The organism is Mycolicibacterium hodleri, assembly GCF_025822245.1.
GTDB lineage: Bacteria > Actinomycetota > Actinomycetes > Mycobacteriales > Mycobacteriaceae > Mycobacterium > Mycobacterium hodleri.
The window spans coordinates 139,337-156,992 of record NZ_JACKTL010000056.1; the positions used below are offsets into that span (position 1 = coordinate 139,337).

The following is a 17,656-nucleotide window of genomic DNA, read 5'->3' on the forward strand; positions in this document are numbered from 1 at the left end:
CTGCTCGCACTCACCGCTGGACCTTGAGCGCGGCCGCGAACATCGCGTCCGTGCCGTGTCGGTGTGGCCACAGCTGGACGTACGGCCCCGAACCGAGGTCGGGAATCGGCGTCGGGCCGCCCTCGAACAGCGGCCGGGCGTCGACGGCCGTGACGGGCTGGCGGCGCAGTGCGTCGGCCACCACGCCGACCGTCTCCGCAAGATGCGGAGAGCACGTGGCGTACAGCACGACACCACCGTCGCGCGTCAGCTCGACGGCCGCGGCCAGCAGTTGCTTCTGCAGCTTGGCCAGGCCGGGCACGTCGCCGGGTTGCCGACGCCACCGCGCCTCGGGTCGGCGCCGCAGGGCGCCGAGCCCGGTGCAGGGCGCGTCGACGAGAACCCGGTCGAAGGACGCAGGGGGCAGACCCGTCTCCCGACCGTCGACCCGGAGGACGTCGACGTCCAGGCCGCGCAACGCCTGTTCGACGAGCTCGGCGCGGTGCGGCGTCGGTTCCACGGCCGTCACGCGAGCGCCCCTCCCGGCGGCGACGGCGGCCAGGATGGTGGCCTTGCCGCCGGGACCGGCGCACAGGTCCAGCCACCGCTCGTCGGTGCCCTCGACGGGTGCCAGCGTCAGGGCGCGGGCCACCAGCTGGCTGCCCTCGTCCTGCACCTGGGCTTGGCCGTCGCGCAGGGCGTCGAGCTGCCCGGGATCACCCCCCGACAGGTACACGGCGTACGGCGAGTACCGGCCGACGTCACCGTCGACGGCCGCGGCCAGCTCGTCGGCGGTCAACACGCCGGGCCTGGCGGCCAGGTGCACCAGCGGCCGGTCGTCGTCGCTGGCCAGCAGTGCCCTCAGTTCGCCGGCGTCGGCACCGAGTGCGTCCGCGAACGACTGCGCGATCCACCGCGGGTGCGCGTGGGTGAAGGCGATGTTGCCGACCGGATCCGTGTCGGCGGGCGGGGCCAGTTCGGCAACCCAGGACGCTTCGTCGCGGGACGCAATCGTCCGCAGCGTGCCGTTGACGAATCCCGCACGGGCGGTGTCGAATTCGATGGCAGCCTGCTCGACGGCGGTGTCCACCGCGGCGTGGGCGTCGACGCGGGTGCGCAGCAGTTGATAGGACCCCAGTCGCAGCAGGTCGAGCAGGACGGGGTCGATGCGGTCGAGTGGACGGTTCGTCGCATGCACGATGACGGCGTCCAGCAGCCCGAGCGCCCGGCAGGCGCCGTAGGCGAGTTCGGTGGCGAAGGCGGCGTCGCGCCCCGAGATCTGCCGCTCGCGAAGCAGCGTGGGCAGCACCAGGTTGGCGTAGGCGTCCCGCTCCGAAACGGCCCGCAGCACGTCGAAGGCGGCCTGGCGCGCCGGGTCCAGCGGTTTGCGCGGCGGCCGACGCCTGCCCTGCGGCCGGGTCACCGGGCCACCGCGTTCTCGTCGAGCCGGGCGCCCCTGGCCCAGTCCGCCGCCCTCATCGGTTTCTTGCCGGGCGGTTGGATCTCACCGAGCAGCACGGGAGTCGACGACGTTCCCACGTGAACGCCCTGTCGGTCGACGCGAATCAGGCCGGGCGGCAACGCTTCCTGGCTCTCCTCGTCGAGCGTCACCGGACCGACCTTGATCCGGAGGTCGCCGATCATGGTCCACGCACCGGGGTTGGGAGTCACGGCGCGAATCCTACGGTCGACCACCTGGGCGGGGAGATCCCACCGCACCCGCGCCTCCTCGACGGTGATCTTCGGCGCGACGGTGACCCCGTCGGACGGCTGCGGGACCGCCGCGAGCGAACCGTCGGCGATGCCGTCCATCGTCCGCTCCAGCAGCATCGCCCCCGAGATCGACAGGCGTTCGAGAAGGTCGCCCGCCGTGTCGGTGGGCCGCACGGTCTCGGTCACCACGCCGAACACCGGCCCCGAGTCCAGGCTGGGCTCGATGAGGAACGTCGTGGCACCGGTCACCTCGTCGCCCGCGGCGATCGCGGCCTGCACGGGGGCGGCGCCCCGCCACGCGGGCAGCAGCGAGAAGTGCAGGTTGACCCAGCCGAGCCGCGGGACGGCCAGCAACCCGTCGCGCAGCAGCGCGCCGTAGGCCACCACCGCACAGCAGTCGGGGGCGAGGTCGCGGAGCTCGGCGACGAACTCGTCGTCGTTGGGCCGCGTGGGCCGCAGCACCGGGATGCCCGCGTCGAGGGCGAAGCGGGCCACCGGGGACGGTGCCGGCTTTCCGCGCCGGCCAGAGGCGGCGTCGGGGCGGGTCAGCACGGCGATCACATCGTGGTGCGGGGAGTCGACGAGTCGACGCAGGGAGGGAAGAGCGGGTTCTGGGGTGCCCGCAAAGATGATTCGCAATTCTCAACCGTTGATCTGGTAGTACTCGCGTTCGGACACTCCGGCCAGCGGGGCGACGAACATCCACGGAATCGTGGTGAGGGTCTTGTTCAGCGTGGCGACCGCGTCGTTGTAGTACTGGCGGGCGAACGCAAGCTTGTTCTCGGTGTCGGCGAGGTTGTCCTGAAGGTTCAGGAAGTTGTTCGACGAGTTCAGCTGAGGATGGCTCTGGCCGAGAGCGAGCAGTGGTCGCAGCGCGGTGTCCAGCTCACGCTCGGCGGCGCTGCGGTCGGCGACCGACGCGCCACCGGTGGCGGTGGTGAGCGCGGTGCGCGCATCGGTGACGTGGTCGAGCACGCCCTTCTCGTGGGCGGCGAAGGTCTGCACCGTGTGCACCAGGCTGGGAATCAGCGACGCCCGCCGGGTGAGCTCGACGTCGATTCCGGCCAAGGCCTCCGACACCCGGACGTCGGCCGATCGAATCTTGTTGTAGCCCAACACGAAGGCCGCCAGGATCAAGACCAGGAGCACCACCGCCAGAACGAGTACCGACGTCACCACGAACCTCCCCCTCCCCCGCCGCCGCCTCCGCCACCACCACCGCTGAAGCTGCTGCCCCCCGACGAGGACGACGACGACTGCGACGCCGTGTAGGCGCTGATCGACGACGACAACGCCGACTCGAAGCTGTCGAAGTCCGCTCCGCCGGACTGGCTCGAGCCGTAGCCGATCGACGACGGGTACGTCTGATACCACTCGGGTTGCGGGGCGGCGGCACCCACGGTGTCGCTGTACTTCTTCGCCCAGAGCGCTGCGACACCACCGGCGACGGCGAACGGGACGTACGCCGTGTACAGGTCCTTGCGGGCCGCGAAGTCGAACCGCGTCTCGGCCGAGTCGGTGGACAGCAGCCGGTGGAATCCGCCTGCCTGAGACCACAATTGGCGACCCGCCGCCGTCCGCCGCTTCCCGACGCCGTCGGCCCACGACCGCCGGGAGAACAGGAAGAACGCCGCGAACGGCAGCCCCCACATGGTGGCCGGGAAGCCCCAGCGGAAGAACCCACACACGGCCAGGATGACGGCCAGTCCGTTGGCCGCGCGCACCCACAGTTCCTTGCGGCGCGTGACCACGAGTCCCTCGTCCAGCGCCCACTCGTGGACCACCTCGGCCATGTCACTCTTGGCCGTGGAGAGCCTCTTGCCCGAGGCGGCGGTCTTCTTGGCCTCGAACACCTTGTCGCGCCCCGTCACCCGCAGGGCCGCCCCGACGGCGACGGTCACGGGGTCGACGTCGGCCCACGCCGGGGCGTCGGCCGTGCCACGGACGTGCCACTGGTCGTCGTCGACCTGCTTGAGTTCGACGAGATTGCGTTCCGCGGCATAGAGGAGCGTGGCGGTGATCCCGTTTGCGGGCACGCCTTCGGTGCGGATGTACTCGATCTGCACGGGCCCCAGCCCGGGCGGTGGCGCATATTGCACCGGGAAGCCGGGGTCCGGCTCGACGGTGGTGCGGTACCAGAGGTAGGCGATCAGCGCGCCGGCCGCCGAGAGGCCGACCACCCACGCCACGCCGCCGAGCGAGCGGCCGAGGACGCGGTCCCACTCGTAGGACCACGGCAGGCTGAGCCGCTCCGGGGTGGGCGCGTCGACGCCCGCACGCAGGGTGACCGGTGTGCGGGGGGCGAGGTTCGCGGCGCTGAGTTCGACCGTGTTCCCCGACACCGACAGCCCGTCGCATGGTCGGCCCGTGCCGATGCCGACGGAGCATTCGGCACCGGTGACGTCGGCCGGCAGCGTCGCGCGGACGTGCACCCGTTGGATCTCGTTGTTCCACGACGGTGCGATCACGTTCCAGAAGAACGCCGACGTCGAGTCGGGGTCGCCGACGACCTTGGCGAAGCCACGGTTCTCGCCGGTGCTCCCTGGGTCGAGGACGCCGGGGATGGCGTATCGCAGCTCGTAGACGTGCGTGCCCGGGGCCAGCGTGCTGTCGGGATCGCCGATCTTGGCGACCCGGAACCGGTCCCCGGACTCCGAAAGCAGTTGGTACGGAACGGGTTCGCCGTCCATCAGGATGGAGGTGACGACGGGTTCCTGGCGCACCCGCGGACTGTTCTGGTTGGCGACGTCCCAGTACCGGAAGATGCCGTGCCGACCCGAGGGGAACTCACCCCGAATGGTCTCGACCGCGTTGAGCCGGCCGTCGGCACCGACGGTGAAGTCGGCCCGATAGTCGCTGATCACCACGGGGTCGTCGGCCGCGGCGGAACCCGACCCGCCGCCGGGAAGCAGGGGCCAGAGCAGACCGGCGGCGATCAGGGCCGCCAGGACGACCCAGCCGAAGATCCGCCTCACGGGCTCACCCTATGTGCAACGGGTCGATTTGCACGCGAACCGGCGGCTGATCGTGACGGGCGCTGAAGACTCCGGTGGCGCGGCGAAGAGCCGACGCCAATTCGAGGCCGGTGGCGCGTGGAACCCGGACGAGCATCCGACCCACCTCGGCGTCGCGGTCGGTACCCGGCAGCCCACGCGCGCCCTGCGGAAGGTCCACCGGACCCAGGACGTCCGAATGATCCGGCAGGTGTGCGGCCTCGAGCAACGCCGCCACGGCCGCCGGCGGACCGTCGACGGCCGCCATGTGAACCGCGGGCGGCAGGCCGACCTCGGTCCTTGCCGCGAGCTCGGATTCGGCGTGCCCGACGGGATCCCAGCGGATCAGGGCCTGCACGGTCGGGATTGCCGACTCGGCGACGACGGCCACCACTCCGCCGTCCCCGCGACGCCGGACCAGCGCGGCGGCGGCCATCCACCGGCGCAGCGCGTCCTCGGACGCCCGAAGGTCCTGCCGTCCGAGCAGCGCCCAACCGTCGAGCAGCAGCGCTGCGCCATAGCCACCGACCACCGCGGGCTCCGCCCCGGGGGTGGCCACGACGAGCGACGGCGCGGCCGGTACCTCGGCGACCATCGAGTCGCCGCCGGAGGTGACCACCGTGGTGCCGGGAAAGGCGCGTCCTAGTTCCTCCGCGGTCCGCCGGGCTCCGACGACGACGGCTCGGACGGCGTCGGAGCCGCAGCGCACGCAGCGCAGGGTCGGCTCGATGCGGCCGCACCACCGGCAGACGGCTCCCGCCGCGCGGTCGGGCAACGACATGGGCCCCGTGCAGTGCCTGCACCGGGCGATGGTGCGGCACTTGCCACAGGCCAGGGCCGGGACGTAGCCGCGCCGGGGCACCTGAACCAGCACGGGGTGGCCCGACCGCAGCGCCGCCCGGGCCGCGTCGAGCGCCATCGTCGGCAACCGTGCGGTGTGCGCCGCGGCGTCGCGTTCCTGGGTGAAACCGCTGTCGTCGAGCGCGACCACCCGCGGGGTGCGCGTCCGCACGGTCGGTCGGGTGGCCACCAGATCGTGGGCCCATCGGCTGGCGACCAGCGCCTGTGCCTCGGCCGTACGGGCGTAGCCGGCGATCAACGCGGCGCAACGCAGCTGGTGGGCGCGCAGCATCGCCACCTCGCGCGCGTGCGGGTACGGCGACCGCGGCTCGGACAGTGTGTCGTCGCCGTCGTCCCACACCATCACCAGCCCGAGGTCGGCGACGGGTGCGAACACTGCGCTGCGGGTGCCGATGACGAATCGGGCGTGTCCCCGCAGCACCGACAGCCAGCGGCGGTAGCGCTGCGACGGGCCGAGTCCCGCCGACAGGGCGACGGCCACGCCCTCGCCGACGTGCCGGAGCGCCGCCTCGTGCAGCGCGTCCACGTCGCGCTGATCCGGGACGACGGCCAGCACCGAACGGCCCGACTGCACCACCACCGCGGCGGCCTCGGCCATCCGGTCGGTCCACCGTTCGCCCGGCAGCGCCTGCCAAACCGCGCGGGCGGCCCGGCCCTCCGCGAGTGCGTCGAGGAACTGCGTGCCGCGGTGGTAGTCGCCCCACGCCGTCGGGTCGACCGGCGGGGACGTCGTCTGCGGTGCGTCGGGGACGGGCTGCTTCTCCACGGTGGCGTGCCGTGGGGGGACGGCGAGGCGCAGGACGTCGGGCCGGGTGCCCGCGTACCGGGCGGCGACCGCGTCGACCAGGCGCCGGACGTCGGGGGTGAGGACTCGTTCGTTGGAGACCACCCGGTCCAGCCAGCCCAGCTTGCCGTCGTGGTCGGTGTCGGAACGGCGTTCGAGGACGAACCCGTCCACCAGCCTGCCGTGGAAGCGCACCTTCACCCGTACGCCGGGCTGGGCGTCGTCGGACTGCTCGGCGCTGACGAGGTAGTCGAAGTCCCGGTCGAGGTGTGGCACCGACAGCATGGGAAGCACCCTGGCGATCGGCTCGTGCTCGGCCGCCTGCCTGATGTCGGTCACCCGGGTTGTGTAACAGAGAGTCCCGACGCCGTCCGACCGCGGCCGAAGAACAACCCGGCGGTGATCAACAGCAGCGACGCCGCGTAGGCCCACCAGATCGGTACCGCCAGCGCCTCGGATCTCAGGACGAAGCGCCCGATCCCGATCATCCCGTCGGACACCGCGAAGCACACCGCACCCAGCGCGGTCCACGGCGTCGGCAGGTCGGCCAGCAGAGCCGCACACACCATCGCGGCGAGCACCACCATGTAGAGGACCACCGGGATCGCCATGCCGTCGGCGAGCAGGGAAGGCCAGAACCAGACAAGCAGCGCCACGCAGGCGACGCAGACGACGACCGCGGCCGCCACCCTGGCGGCAGTGGTGGCGGCCAGGGGCAGCAGCGCGGCCAGGAAGCAGAGGTGCGCGACGAGGAACGCGCCGAGTCCGAGCACGAACGACGGCTCCCACCACGGCATCGCGAGGAAGACGTCCCCCGCCGCCGACAGCACCAGGGCCGGCACCAGCCAGCGGCGCTCCCGCCGGACGGGATGGCTCAGGGCCGCCGCCGCGAGCAGCACCGCGGTCAGCGCCTTGACGGCGGGTTGGGCGGCGAACTGGCCGGTCAGCTCGGCGCCGGCGGGCGACCGGAGCGCCACGACGACCAGGAAGACGCCGTAGCCGGCGCCGACGACCACCGCCGCGCCCCACGGCAGCCGCGTCCCGCGCGATGCGTACGGTGAGGCAATGTCCGTCCCCGACAAGCCGCCCCTGGATGCCATCCTGCAGAAGGTACTGGAAGCGGTCCCCTTCCAGTTGACGACCGACGGCGGGCCCGAAGCCGCCCGCGCGCGGTTCCGCGACCTGCCGCGGCCTCCGGTGCACCAGGAGGTGCGCGTCGAGGACCGCACGGTCGACGGTCCCGGCGGACCGATTCCGATCCGGCTGTACTGGCCGCCCGAGGCGGGCGACGCACCCGTGCCGGTGGCGATGTTCTTCCACGGCGGGGGCTGGGTGGTCGGCGACCTGGACAGCTACGACAACGACGCCCGCCGGCACGCGGTGGGCTCCGGCGCGCTGGTGGTGTCGGTGGAGTACCGCCTGGCACCGGAGCACCCGTATCCCGCGGCCGTCGACGACGTCTGGGCGGCCACCCGTTGGGTTGCCGAGCACGCGGCCGACCTCGGGGCGGACCCGACCCGGCTGGCGGTCGCGGGCGACTCGGCCGGCGGCAACCTCGCCGCGGTGGTGGCCCAACTGGCCCGCGACACGAGCGGGCCGCCGATCGCCTTCCAGCTGCTGTGGTACCCGGCGACGACATGGGACACGTCGCTGCCGTCGTTCACCGAGAACGCCGACGCACCGATCCTGTCGCTGGACGCGGTCGCCGACTTCTCCCGGTGGTACGCGAAGGGCCAGGACCTCGGAAACCCGCCGGCGACGTTGGTGCCCGGCCGGGCGACGGACTTCGCCGAGCTGGCGCCCGCGTACGTCGCGGTGGCGGGTCACGACCCGTTGCGCGACGACGGCATCCGCTACGCCGAGTTGCTGAGCGCCGCCGGGGTGCCCGTCGAGGTGCACAACGCCGAGACGCTGGTGCACGGCTATCTGGGCTACGCCGGGGTGGTGCCCGCCGCGACCGATGCCGTCGAGCGCGGGTTGGGGGCACTGCGTCGGGCGCTAGCCTGAGCACCATGACGGAGACCACGTCCGACCGGCCCGGAATCGACCCCATCCTCAAGATGCTTCTCGACGCGGTGCCGCTCGAATTCACCGTCGACGACGGCGTCGAGGTGGCCCGCGAGAAGTTCCGCGCGGTGAAGCCGCCGGCGGAGATGTTGCCGGACATGCGCATCGAGGAGCGGACGGTCGGCTACGGCGGCCTCACCGACGTCCCGGTCCGCATCTATTGGCCGCCCGTCGAGGCGCACGCCAACCTGCCCGTGGTGGTGTTCTACCACGGTGGCGGCTGGGCGATCGGCGACCTCGACACCCACGACCACGTGGCCCGGGCGCACGCCGTCGGAGCCGAGGCGATCGTGGTGTCGGTCGACTACCGCCTGGCGCCGGAGCATCCCTTCCCCGCCGGCGTCGACGACGCCTGGGCGGCGCTGCAGTGGGTCGCCGAACATGCCGAGGAACTCGGCGGGGACCCGTCGCGCATTGCCGTCGCGGGTGACTCCGCCGGCGGCAATCTGTCCGCGGTGATGGCGCTGCGGGCCAGGGACGCCGGTGGACCGCCGCTGGTGTTCCAGTTGCTGTGGTATCCGGTGGCCGTCGGTGACCTCTCGGCGCCGTCGTTCGTCGAGAACGCGGACGCCCCGATCCTCAACGCCGACGTGATGACGGCCTTCCTGACGTGGTACCTCCCCGGGCTCGACATGTCCGACCCCACGACCCTGCCCACCGACCTCGCCCCGGCCAATGCGGCCACGCTGGCCGGGCTGGCGCCCGCCTTCATCGGCACCGCCGAGCACGACCCGCTGCGCGACGACGGCGGACGGTACGCCGAATTGCTCGCGGCGGCAGACGTTCCCGTTCAGTTGAGCAACGAACCGACGATGGTGCACGGCTACGTCAGCCTGGCGATGGCCTCACCCGCGGCCGCCGAAGCCGCCAATCGCGGGCTGGCCGCGCTGAGGGCGGCCCTACATCCGGTCTAGCGGGCGTACCCTTCTGCCCAGTCGACGTCGACGGAGGTAACGCGTGACCGCACCCGACTTCCACACGGTCATCGTCGGTGCCGGGTTCTCCGGCATCGGCACGGCGATCCAGCTCGACAAGGCGGGCCTCGGCGACTACCAGATCCTCGAAGCCGGCGAGGAACCCGGTGGAACCTGGTACTGGAACACCTATCCCGGCATCGCCGTCGACATTCCGTCGTTCTCCTACCAGTTCTCGTTCGAGCAGAGCGCGGACTGGTCGCACCTACGCCAAGGGCGCCGAACTCAAGCGGTACGCCGAGCGGTGCGTCGACCGCTACGGCCTACGCGGCAAGATTCGCTTCGGCACGACGGTGACGGCCGCGTCCTTCGACGACGAATCCGACTGCTGGCGCGTCCAACTGGACGACGGTGACACCCTGACCGCGCGGTTCCTGGTCAACGCCAGCGGCGTGCTCACCGTGCCGAAGCTGCCCGACGTCGACGGCGTGGACGGGTTCTCCGGCGTCACGATGCACACCGCGCGGTGGGACCACTCTCAGGACCTGACCGGCAAACGCGTGGCGATCATCGGCACGGGCGCCTCGGCCGTTCAGGTGATCCCGGAGATCGCCCCGATCGTCGAGCAGCTCACCGTATTTCAGCGCACCCCCATCTGGTGCATGCCGAAGCTCGACGTGCCGCTGCCCACCGCGGCCCGCTGGGCGATGCGCATTCCGGGTGGCAAGGTGATCCAGCGGGTGCTGAGCCAGGCCTACGTCGAGCTGACGTTCACGATCTCGGCGCAGTACTACACGCTTCCCGCTGGCCAATCGCGCCGAGAAGATGGGGCGGGCCTACTTGAAGCGCGAGGTGCACGATCCCGTCGTGCGCGACAAGCTCACGCCACGGTACGCCGTCGGGTGCAAGCGACCGGGATTCCACAACACTTATTTGTCGACGTACAACCGCGACAACGTCGAGTTGGTCACCGAGCCGATCGAGAAGGTCACCGGGTCCGGGGTCGCCACCGTCGACGGAGCGCTGCACGAGGTCGACGTGCTGATCCTGGCGACCGGCTTCGCCGTGATGGACGTCGACAGCCTTCCGACCTTCCCGGTGACCGGGGCGGGCGGGCGGTCGCTGGCCCGGTTCTGGACGGAGCAGCGGCTGCAGGCCTACGAGGGCGTCAGCATCCCCGGCTTCCCGAACTTCTTCACCGTGATGGGGCCCTACGGCTACGTCGGTTCGTCGTACTTCGCCCTCATCGAGACCCAGACCCACCACATCGTCCGGTGCCTCGCGCAGGCCGCCCGCGAGGCGGCCACCCGCGTCGAGGTGTCGGGCGCGGCCAACGACCGGTTCTTCGCCGAGATGATGCGCAAGCGGCATCGCCAAATCTTCTGGCAGGACAGCTGCGCCCTGGCCAACAGCTACTACTTCGACAAGAACGGCGACGTGCCGCTACGGCCCACCACCACCGCGGAGGCCATCTGGCGCAGTCGCCGCTTTCCGCTCGGCGACTACGAGTTCAGCCGCTGACCGGTCAGAACTGCACGCCGCGGGTCAGGGCGCCGTCGACGACGAGGTTGGTGCCGGTGATGAAGCTTGCCGCCGAACTGCTCAGGAAGACAACGGCATTGGCGACTTCCTGCGGGGTGGCCATGCGGCCCGTCGGATTGAGGCCGAGGGCCGTGGCGAAGAGCTCGGGGTCGTTCTCCTCGATCGAGGGCCACACGCCGCCAGGAAAGTAGGTGTTGCCCGGGCTCACCGTGTTGGCCCGCACGCCCTTGCCTGCGAGATTGTATGCGAGCCCCTGCGTGTAGTGGATGATCGCGGCCTTCATCGTGCCGTACGGACCCGCGGCGAAGTCGATCTCCCGCCCGGAGACGCTTGAGATCGTCACGATCGAGCCCGCACCCGACGCGAGCAGCTGTGGCAGCGCCGCGTCGACCAGCCCGATGGTGCCCATCAGGTCGACGTCGAAGCTGGTGCGCCAGTTCTCCTGACTGTCCGCGATGGCGAGTGCGCTCACGTTGGCCACCACGCCGTCGATGCCGCCGAGGGCGCTGGCACTGTCGTCCACCCACTTCTTGAGCGCCGCCGCGTCACCCACGTCGACCGCGGTGCCGATGGCCGACTCGGCACCCGCCCCCGCCTCGACCGTGCGGGCGCAGTAGGCCACGGTTGCACCCTCGGCCAGCAGTCCGTCGACCACCGCCCTGCCGATGCCCCTGGTGCCGCCCGTGACCAGGAATCGCTTGCCCGACAGTCCGAGTTCCATGGTGTCTCCTCAGTACGAGATCGAGCCCAGTGACCGTGCAGCCCTGCGCAATTCGTCGTGAAGGCCGCCGAAGGCCGGCGCATTCGGCAGCAGCCGCTTGTCGACCTTGGTCACGGCGCTGTAGTTGGTGTCGACCACGTTGGCGATCGGCACCTCCGAGATCTGGCTGAGCAGCTGGTAGGCGTCGAGACGGTCGAGGCCGTACAGCTCGCCGAGCCAGCCGACCATCTCGACCTGGCTCGCCCGCCACGCCTCCTCGAGCGGGCGGCCCGAGCCGATGCACATCAGGTGGGTGTCGGTTTCGATCCGCGGCCAGGCCGGCCCGCCACCCTTGATCAGGTCGACGATCGCGGTCACGTGCATCGCCCCCTCCACCGCGGTCCCGCACGACTCGCCCTCGCCCTGCCGATAGTGGCCGTCGCCGAGGGAGAACAACGCACCGTCGACGTTGACCCGCAGGTAACACGTTGCGCCCGCGGCCATTTCGGGGCTGTCCATGTTGCCGCCGAAGTAGTCCGGCACCAGCGAGGTGCGGACCTCGCGCCGCGCGGGTGCGACGCCGACCGTGCCGAGCATCGGGTTCGACGGCAGGCGCAGCTGGAAGTCGCTCCCCAGCGCGGAGAACCCGAGTGTCTCGGTGCCGGCGTCGTAGTCGTAGACGTAGGTGCGCTCCGGCAGGGGGTCCTGCAGCGTGGGACTGGCCGGAATGCTGGTGAGCCCACCAAAGAACGGAATCAGGGTCGACGCGCCCCAGGTGCGGGCGGGCGTCAGGTCGACCAGGTGCACCGCGAGGGTGTCCCCCGGCGCGGCGCCCTCGATCCAGAACGGGCCGGTCTGCGGGTTGAGGTCCTCGGTGTCCAGCGCCGTGGTGGCGACGTCGGCCGCGCTGGTGATGCGGCCGCCGTAGGCGTCCTCGGTCCACAGGGTCAGTGCCGTGCCCGGTTTGATGCGCATCACCGGGGTGGCGCCACCGAAGGTGTAGGCGAGCTGGTCGACCGTTGGCACGAAGGTGACGTGATCCATAAGGCCATCCTGCTGGATCCCGTCACCGCGCGCCCACCCGACCCGCGTGACCAGTCCGCGAGCGGCTTCAGCAAGAGGCCCTGAATCGCGAGGATTCAGGGCCCTTTGCGACTGCTCGGGGTTTAGACGGACGCCTTGAGCTCCTCGACCTTGTCCGTCCGCTCCCACGGCAGGTCGACGTCGGTGCGGCCGAAGTGACCGTAGGCCGCCGTCGGCGCGTAGATGGGGCGCAGCAGGTCAAGGTCGCGGACGATCGCGCCGGGGCGCAGGTCGAAGACCGACGTGATGGCCTTCTCGATGCGAGCCGGGTCGACGGTCTCGGAGCCGAAGGTCTCGACGAACAGCCCGACGGGGGCCGCCTTGCCGATGGCGTAGGCGACCTGCACCTCGACGCGCTCGGCCAGGCCGGCGGCGACGACGTTCTTGGCCACCCAGCGCATTGCGTAGGCGGCGGAGCGGTCCACCTTTGACGGGTCCTTGCCGGAGAACGCGCCGCCACCGTGGCGGGCCCAGCCACCGTAGGTGTCGACGATGATCTTGCGGCCGGTCAGCCCGGCGTCGCCCATGGGGCCGCCGAGCACGAACTTGCCGGTCGGGTTGACCAGCAGTCGGTAGTCGGAGGTGTCCATGGACTCGTGGTTGAGGTCGGCCAGGACGGTGTTGACGACCTTCTCGCGGATGTCCGGCGTCAGGCCACCCTCGAGGTCGATGCCGTCGGCGTGCTGAGTGGACAGCACGACCGTGTCCAGCCGGACGGGGGTGTTGCCGTCGTACTGCACGGTCACCTGAGTCTTCCCGTCGGGACGCAGGTAGTCGAGCACGCCGCTCTTGCGAACCTCGGTCAGCCGGCGGGCCAGGCGGTGCGCGATCGCGATCGGCAGCGGCATGAGCTCGGGCGTGTCCCTGATGGCGTAGCCGAACATCAGTCCCTGGTCGCCGGCGCCCTGGGCGTCCAGCGGATCGCCCGCGCCCTCCACGCGCGCCTCGTGCGCGGTGTCGACGCCCATCGCGATGTCGGGCGACTGCGCGCCGATGCCGATGTTCACGCCGCAGGTCTCGCCGTCGAAGCCCTTCTCGGACGAGTCGTAGCCGATCTCGAGGATGCGGGCGCGGACCGTCTTCGGAATGTCGGCGAACGCCTCCTTGGCGGTGGTGGTGACCTCGCCGACGACGTGAACCTGACCGGTGGTCACCAGGGTCTCCACCGCCACCCGGGACTTCGGATCCTGCGCCAGCAGCGCGTCGAGCACCGAATCGCTGATGGCGTCGCAGATCTTGTCGGGGTGTCCCTCTGTTACCGACTCACTGGTAAACAGCCGACCTTTGCTCACGATGTCATCCCCTTCTAGAAACTTAGTTGTGCGAATCATATCGATGCCTTGCTGCAGCCAAGCGTGCGCACCGGCGGGCCGCAACCCTTACGCGCAGGGCGTTGCCGACGAGTCCGTCACTCCGCCCGGTTTCCGAGGAACGCAGCGATCGCGTCCACGATACGGCTAGACATCAGCGTCTTCGAACCGTGCTCCAGTGCGACGTCGTTGCCGTCGGCGGCCAGCAGCCACCCGTCGTTGTTGTCGACCTCGAACGCCTTGCCCTCGCCGACCGCGTTGACGACGAGGAGGTCGCAGCCCTTGCGCTGCAGTTTTGCTCTGGCGTGGAACAGCACGTCCCCGTTGGCGTCACCCGTTTCGGCGGCGAATCCGACGATGGCGCGCATGTTGGGCAGCTGGCCGTCGGCACGGGCGCGGACCACGCCCGCGAGGACGTCGTCGGTCCGCGTCAGCTCGATGACGGGTGCCGCCGCAGCGCCGGGATCGTGGGACTTCTTGATCTTGCTGGTCGCCACGTGGGTGGGCCGGAAGTCCGCCACGGCCGCGGCCATCACGAGGGCGTGGGCGTCGGGCGCGTGCTTGGAGACGGCGTCCTGCAGTTGTTCGGCGGACGTGATGTGCACGACCGTGACGCCGGCGGGGTCCGCCAGACCGGCGGTGTTGCCCGCGATGAGAGTGACGTCCGCCCCGCGCTGCGCGGCCACCCGGGCCACCGCGTAGCCCTGCTTGCCCGAACTGCGGTTGCCGATGAATCGCACCGGATCCAGGGCCTCCCGGGTGCCGCCGGCGGTGACGAGCACCTTGACCCCCGCGAGGTCGAAGGGCAGGGCGTCGGACCGGTCGAGCAGGAGTTGGGCCAGCGTCGTGATCTCCTCCGGCTCGGGCAGGCGACCCGCGCCGCTGTCGGACCCGGTGAGCCGCCCGGAGGCCGGTTCGAGCACGACGTTCCCGCGGCGCCGCAGGGTTTCGACGTTCTGGACCGTCGCGGGGTGAAACCACATCTCGGTGTGCATCGCGGGCGCGAACATGACCGGACATCGCGCGGTCAACAGCGTGGCCGTCAGCAGGTCGTCGGCGCGTCCCGCAACCGCACGGGCCAACAGGTCCGCGGTGGCGGGCGCGACGACTACGAGATTGGCCTCCTGGCCGATGCGGACGTGCGGGACCTCGTCGACGTCGGAGAACACGCCCGTGCGGACGGGTTGGCCGGAGAGCGCTTCGAAGGTGGCCGCACCGACGAAACGCAGCGCGGATTCGGTGGGAACCACCCGGACGGAGTGACCGGCCTCGGCGAGCTGGCGGACTACCGTGCATGCCTTGTAGGCGGCGATACCGCCCGCGACACCCACGACGACCCGTTTGCGCTCGGTCATGTCGAAGCCGGTGACCTAGTGTTCGCCCTCGGTGTGCTCGAGCAGGTCGCCGTGGATCTCGCGCAGGGCGATCGACAGCGGCTTCTCCTGCAGGCCCGGCTCGACGAGCGGTCCGACGTACTCGAGGATGCCGTCACCGAGCTGGTTGTAGTAATCGTTGATCTGGCGCGCGCGCTTGGCGGCGTAGATCACCAGCGCATATTTGCTAGACGCGCGGGACAGCAACTCGTCGATCGGCGGGTTGGTGATGCCCAGCGGCGTGTCATAGGCGTTGGCGGCGTCGGAGTCGGTGCTCTCGACAGGGGTTGTCACGAAGTTATCTCCTGGCGTTTTCGCTGGGGGCCTAGCTGTCTGCTGATCGGTCACGCCGGATCCGGCGTGTGGCCCATCAGCAAGGATACCAATTCTGAACAGGCAAATTCCAATTGCGCGTTGACGACGACCACGTCGAAGTCATGCTGGGCGGCGAGTTCGTCCCGTGCGGTGGCAAGCCTGCGCTCTCTCACCTCGGGGCTTTCGGTGCCGCGGCCGACCAGTCGGGACTCCAGCACTTCCCAGCTGGGAGGGGCGAGGAACACGGACACGGCCTCCGGCATGGCGGCCTTCACGGCCTGAGCACCGGCGAGGTCGACCTCGATGAGGACGGGACGTCCGGCGCGAGCGGCGGCGCGGACGGGTTCGGCGGGCGTTCCCGATCGGTGCAGACCGCGATGAATCTCGGCCCACTCCAGAAGCGCGCCGTCGTCGATCAGCTGCTGGAACTGGCGGGCGGTGACGAACGTGTAGTCCACTCCGTCGACTTCGCCAGGACGGGGCGACCTGGTGGTCGCGGAGACGCTGAAGTACAGATTCGGCACCCGCTCACGCAGGCAACGGACGACCGTCGACTTGCCGACGGCCGAAGGACCGGACAGCACCACGACTCGACTCATCGCTACCGCCGCCCGGTCCTCCGCCGGCACTAATCTGCCGTGAAGTCGAACTTTTCCAGCAGGGCCTTGCGCTGACGATCGCCCAGACCGCGCAAACGGCGGGTGGGAGCGATCTCGAGCTCGGTCATGATTTCCTGTGCCTTGACCTTGCCAACCTTCGGCAATGCTTCGAGCAACGCGGAAACCTTCATCTTGCCCAAGACCTCGTCGCTCTCAGCGTCCTTGAGGACCTGCTTGAGGTTGGTGCCGCCACGCTTGAGTCGATCCTTCAGTTCAGCTCGCGCTCGACGTGCGGCGGCAGCCTTCTCCAACGCTGCCGCGCGCTGCTCGTCGGTCAACTGGGGAAGGGCCACGGGTTCCTCCGTCTCTCGCCATCTTCGTACTGGCCATCATCATCTTGTGTCTTGACTGGTTGGAGAACCAGCCAGCGACGACGACCGTACCCACGGCCGCTGACGAAAGCTAACCCCACCCCCCGGGTTCCCGGGCCAAAAGCGCAGCGTGTAGGGCAATCCGCCGAATTTGGTGGCCCCCGAGAGCAGGGTCGGGCGCGGCCTGGCTTGGACGACGTTTTGCCTGCATAGCGGGGGTTTTGGGCCGTTTCGGAATCGTCGCGGGCGAGGCACCACGACGACCTGTCGACCGAGGCGCCGCTCGGCGAGGCCCGATTACTGAGAATTTCCCAGGTCATCGCATGTCGGGCGTGTCGGCGACGCCTCGGCGGTCGCCCCGGGTGACCCCGATCGTCACTCGAGTTGCGTCCGTCACGCACGTCACTCACACGTCGGGGAAAGCCCGCACCCAGGGTCCGTGCGTAGCGTCTGACTGGAGTCGGCAGTGGCCGAATGCTCGACGCTTGTCACGGAAGCGGCCGGTGGTGATCACACCATCGGCCGCTTCGCTGCCGTATTCGCTTGTCATCGAGCGGTTTTCATTCCGTTACCGGATGCACAGCGGGCACAAATCGTCAGCAGGGACGGCGCCCATCTGGACTCCCTAGCGTCGTGTTGGTGAGGCGAACTCGCCTCGTACGGACGACAAGAGTGGAGAGATTCTGATGACCATCAAGCGGGCCGTGTACGCGTCGACGCTGGCCGCCGGAGTCGGACTGGCCGGGTTGTTCGGCGTCGGTCTCGGGACGGCGTCGGCCAATCCGGGCCAGTGCAACGCGCCGGGCCAGCCGCCCTGTGGGCAGGACCAGCACGACAACTGGGGCCCCACCGACAACCGGGGCCCGGACGACAACCGGGGCCCGAACGGCGGCGGGGCACCCGTCGACTGGCAGCACCGCGGAGTGGACCAGGGCCGCCAGGACCACCAGCCGTTCAACTGGAACGGTCAGCAGGTCACCCCGATGCCGGCCGGCAACGGACAGGGCTGGGGCTTCTGGTTCGGCCCCGTCTGGATTCCGCTGTAGCCAGCC

General features: G+C 70.4%; 16 protein-coding genes and 1 pseudogene. 4 read left to right on the top strand and 13 right to left on the bottom strand.

Annotated elements, in window-relative coordinates; translation table 11 throughout:
• Positions 1-10 precede the first annotated feature (10 nt).
• Genes H7J06_RS24445 through H7J06_RS24470 form a run of 6 tightly spaced genes read right to left on the bottom strand, consistent with a single transcriptional unit; the run spans position 11 to position 7,430 of the window.
• Positions 11-1,402: an RsmB/NOP family class I SAM-dependent RNA methyltransferase gene (locus H7J06_RS24445; RefSeq protein WP_264041905.1), complete on the bottom strand. Its 1,392-nt coding sequence runs from the start codon at positions 1,400-1,402 to the stop codon at positions 11-13.
• The gene (gene fmt, locus H7J06_RS24450) at positions 1,399-2,331 is read right to left on the bottom strand and encodes a methionyl-tRNA formyltransferase (RefSeq protein ID WP_264041907.1); all 933 of its coding nucleotides are present in this window, start codon (positions 2,329-2,331) and stop codon (positions 1,399-1,401) included. The genes H7J06_RS24445 and fmt overlap by 4 nt, the downstream gene beginning before the upstream one ends.
• Positions 2,332-2,334: 3 nt before the next feature.
• Positions 2,335-2,871, bottom strand: a complete 537-nt coding sequence (locus H7J06_RS24455) for a LemA family protein (RefSeq protein ID WP_264041909.1) — start codon at positions 2,869-2,871, stop codon at positions 2,335-2,337.
• The gene (locus H7J06_RS24460; protein ID WP_264041911.1) at positions 2,865-4,667 is read right to left on the bottom strand and encodes a DUF2207 domain-containing protein; all 1,803 of its coding nucleotides are present in this window, start codon (positions 4,665-4,667) and stop codon (positions 2,865-2,867) included. Before H7J06_RS24460 ends, H7J06_RS24455 begins: the two co-directional genes overlap by 7 nt.
• A gap of 4 nt (positions 4,668-4,671) precedes the next feature.
• Positions 4,672-6,669 carry a primosomal protein N' gene (locus H7J06_RS24465; RefSeq protein WP_264041913.1) on the bottom strand — a complete coding sequence of 666 codons (1,998 nt, stop codon included), beginning with the start codon at positions 6,667-6,669 and terminating at the stop codon, positions 4,672-4,674.
• The gene (locus H7J06_RS24470; protein ID WP_264041915.1) at positions 6,666-7,430 is read right to left on the bottom strand and encodes a lysoplasmalogenase; all 765 of its coding nucleotides are present in this window, start codon (positions 7,428-7,430) and stop codon (positions 6,666-6,668) included. The genes H7J06_RS24465 and H7J06_RS24470 overlap by 4 nt, the downstream gene beginning before the upstream one ends.
• Here H7J06_RS24470 and H7J06_RS24475 point away from each other — a divergent pair.
• The 3 genes and pseudogenes from H7J06_RS24475 to H7J06_RS24485 all read left to right on the top strand — a co-directional run bounded on the left by H7J06_RS24475 (position 7,396) and on the right by H7J06_RS24485 (position 10,832).
• Positions 7,396-8,337: an alpha/beta hydrolase gene (locus H7J06_RS24475; protein ID WP_264041917.1), complete on the top strand. Its 942-nt coding sequence runs from the start codon at positions 7,396-7,398 to the stop codon at positions 8,335-8,337. The genes H7J06_RS24470 and H7J06_RS24475 overlap by 35 nt on opposite strands.
• Positions 8,338-8,342: 5 nt before the next feature.
• Entirely contained in the window at positions 8,343-9,311 is a 969-nt protein-coding gene (locus H7J06_RS24480) for an alpha/beta hydrolase (RefSeq protein ID WP_264041919.1), read from the top strand.
• Between the two features lie 43 nt (positions 9,312-9,354).
• Positions 9,355-10,832, top strand: a pseudogene (locus H7J06_RS24485) (flavin-containing monooxygenase).
• A gap of 4 nt (positions 10,833-10,836) precedes the next feature.
• On the opposite strand, the gene H7J06_RS24490 reads toward H7J06_RS24485, so the two are convergent.
• The 7 genes from H7J06_RS24490 to mihF form a co-directional block, all read right to left on the bottom strand.
• Positions 10,837-11,574, bottom strand: coding sequence for an SDR family NAD(P)-dependent oxidoreductase (locus H7J06_RS24490; RefSeq protein ID WP_264041921.1), 738 nt, complete (start codon positions 11,572-11,574; stop codon positions 10,837-10,839).
• 9 nt (positions 11,575-11,583) lie between these two features.
• Positions 11,584-12,597, bottom strand: a complete 1,014-nt coding sequence (locus H7J06_RS24495) for an acetamidase/formamidase family protein (protein ID WP_264041923.1) — start codon at positions 12,595-12,597, stop codon at positions 11,584-11,586.
• 122 nt (positions 12,598-12,719) lie between these two features.
• Positions 12,720-13,928 carry a methionine adenosyltransferase gene (metK, locus tag H7J06_RS24500; RefSeq protein ID WP_308205831.1) on the bottom strand — a complete coding sequence of 403 codons (1,209 nt, stop codon included), beginning with the start codon at positions 13,926-13,928 and terminating at the stop codon, positions 12,720-12,722.
• Positions 13,929-14,044: 116 nt separating this feature from the next.
• Positions 14,045-15,301, bottom strand: coding sequence for a bifunctional phosphopantothenoylcysteine decarboxylase/phosphopantothenate--cysteine ligase CoaBC (gene coaBC, locus H7J06_RS24505; RefSeq protein ID WP_264041925.1), 1,257 nt, complete (start codon positions 15,299-15,301; stop codon positions 14,045-14,047).
• A gap of 15 nt (positions 15,302-15,316) precedes the next feature.
• Positions 15,317-15,613: a DNA-directed RNA polymerase subunit omega gene (gene rpoZ / locus H7J06_RS24510; RefSeq protein WP_264041927.1), complete on the bottom strand. Its 297-nt coding sequence runs from the start codon at positions 15,611-15,613 to the stop codon at positions 15,317-15,319.
• A gap of 50 nt (positions 15,614-15,663) precedes the next feature.
• On the bottom strand, positions 15,664-16,233 hold the full coding sequence (gmk, locus tag H7J06_RS24515) for a guanylate kinase (RefSeq protein ID WP_264041929.1): 570 nt from the start codon (positions 16,231-16,233) through the stop codon (positions 15,664-15,666).
• A 29-nt stretch (positions 16,234-16,262) separates the two neighbouring features.
• A complete protein-coding gene (gene mihF, locus H7J06_RS24520) occupies positions 16,263-16,586 on the bottom strand; it encodes an integration host factor, actinobacterial type (RefSeq protein ID WP_057165041.1) in 324 nt (107 codons plus the stop codon).
• A 704-nt stretch (positions 16,587-17,290) separates the two neighbouring features.
• On the opposite strand from mihF, the gene H7J06_RS24525 reads away from it, so the two are divergent.
• The gene (locus H7J06_RS24525; RefSeq protein ID WP_264041932.1) at positions 17,291-17,650 is read left to right on the top strand and encodes a hypothetical protein; all 360 of its coding nucleotides are present in this window, start codon (positions 17,291-17,293) and stop codon (positions 17,648-17,650) included.
• The last annotated feature ends 6 nt before the right edge of the window (positions 17,651-17,656 follow it).

Excerpts from the sequence above, each read along its gene's own strand:
- H7J06_RS24495 (WP_264041923.1), bottom strand. The coding sequence starts at position 12,597 with ATGGATCACGTCACCTTCGTGCCAACGGTCGACCAGCTCGCCTACACC.
- H7J06_RS24525 (WP_264041932.1), top strand. The coding sequence starts at position 17,291 with ATGACCATCAAGCGGGCCGTGTACGCGTCGACGCTGGCCGCCGGAGTC.
- gmk (WP_264041929.1), bottom strand. The coding sequence starts at position 16,233 with ATGAGTCGAGTCGTGGTGCTGTCCGGTCCTTCGGCCGTCGGCAAGTCG.
- H7J06_RS24480 (WP_264041919.1), top strand. The coding sequence starts at position 8,343 with ATGACGGAGACCACGTCCGACCGGCCCGGAATCGACCCCATCCTCAAG.
- H7J06_RS24470 (WP_264041915.1), bottom strand. The coding sequence starts at position 7,430 with ATGGCATCCAGGGGCGGCTTGTCGGGGACGGACATTGCCTCACCGTAC.
- H7J06_RS24490 (WP_264041921.1), bottom strand. The coding sequence starts at position 11,574 with ATGGAACTCGGACTGTCGGGCAAGCGATTCCTGGTCACGGGCGGCACC.
- coaBC (WP_264041925.1), bottom strand. The coding sequence starts at position 15,301 with ATGACCGAGCGCAAACGGGTCGTCGTGGGTGTCGCGGGCGGTATCGCC.
- H7J06_RS24475 (WP_264041917.1), top strand. The coding sequence starts at position 7,396 with ATGTCCGTCCCCGACAAGCCGCCCCTGGATGCCATCCTGCAGAAGGTA.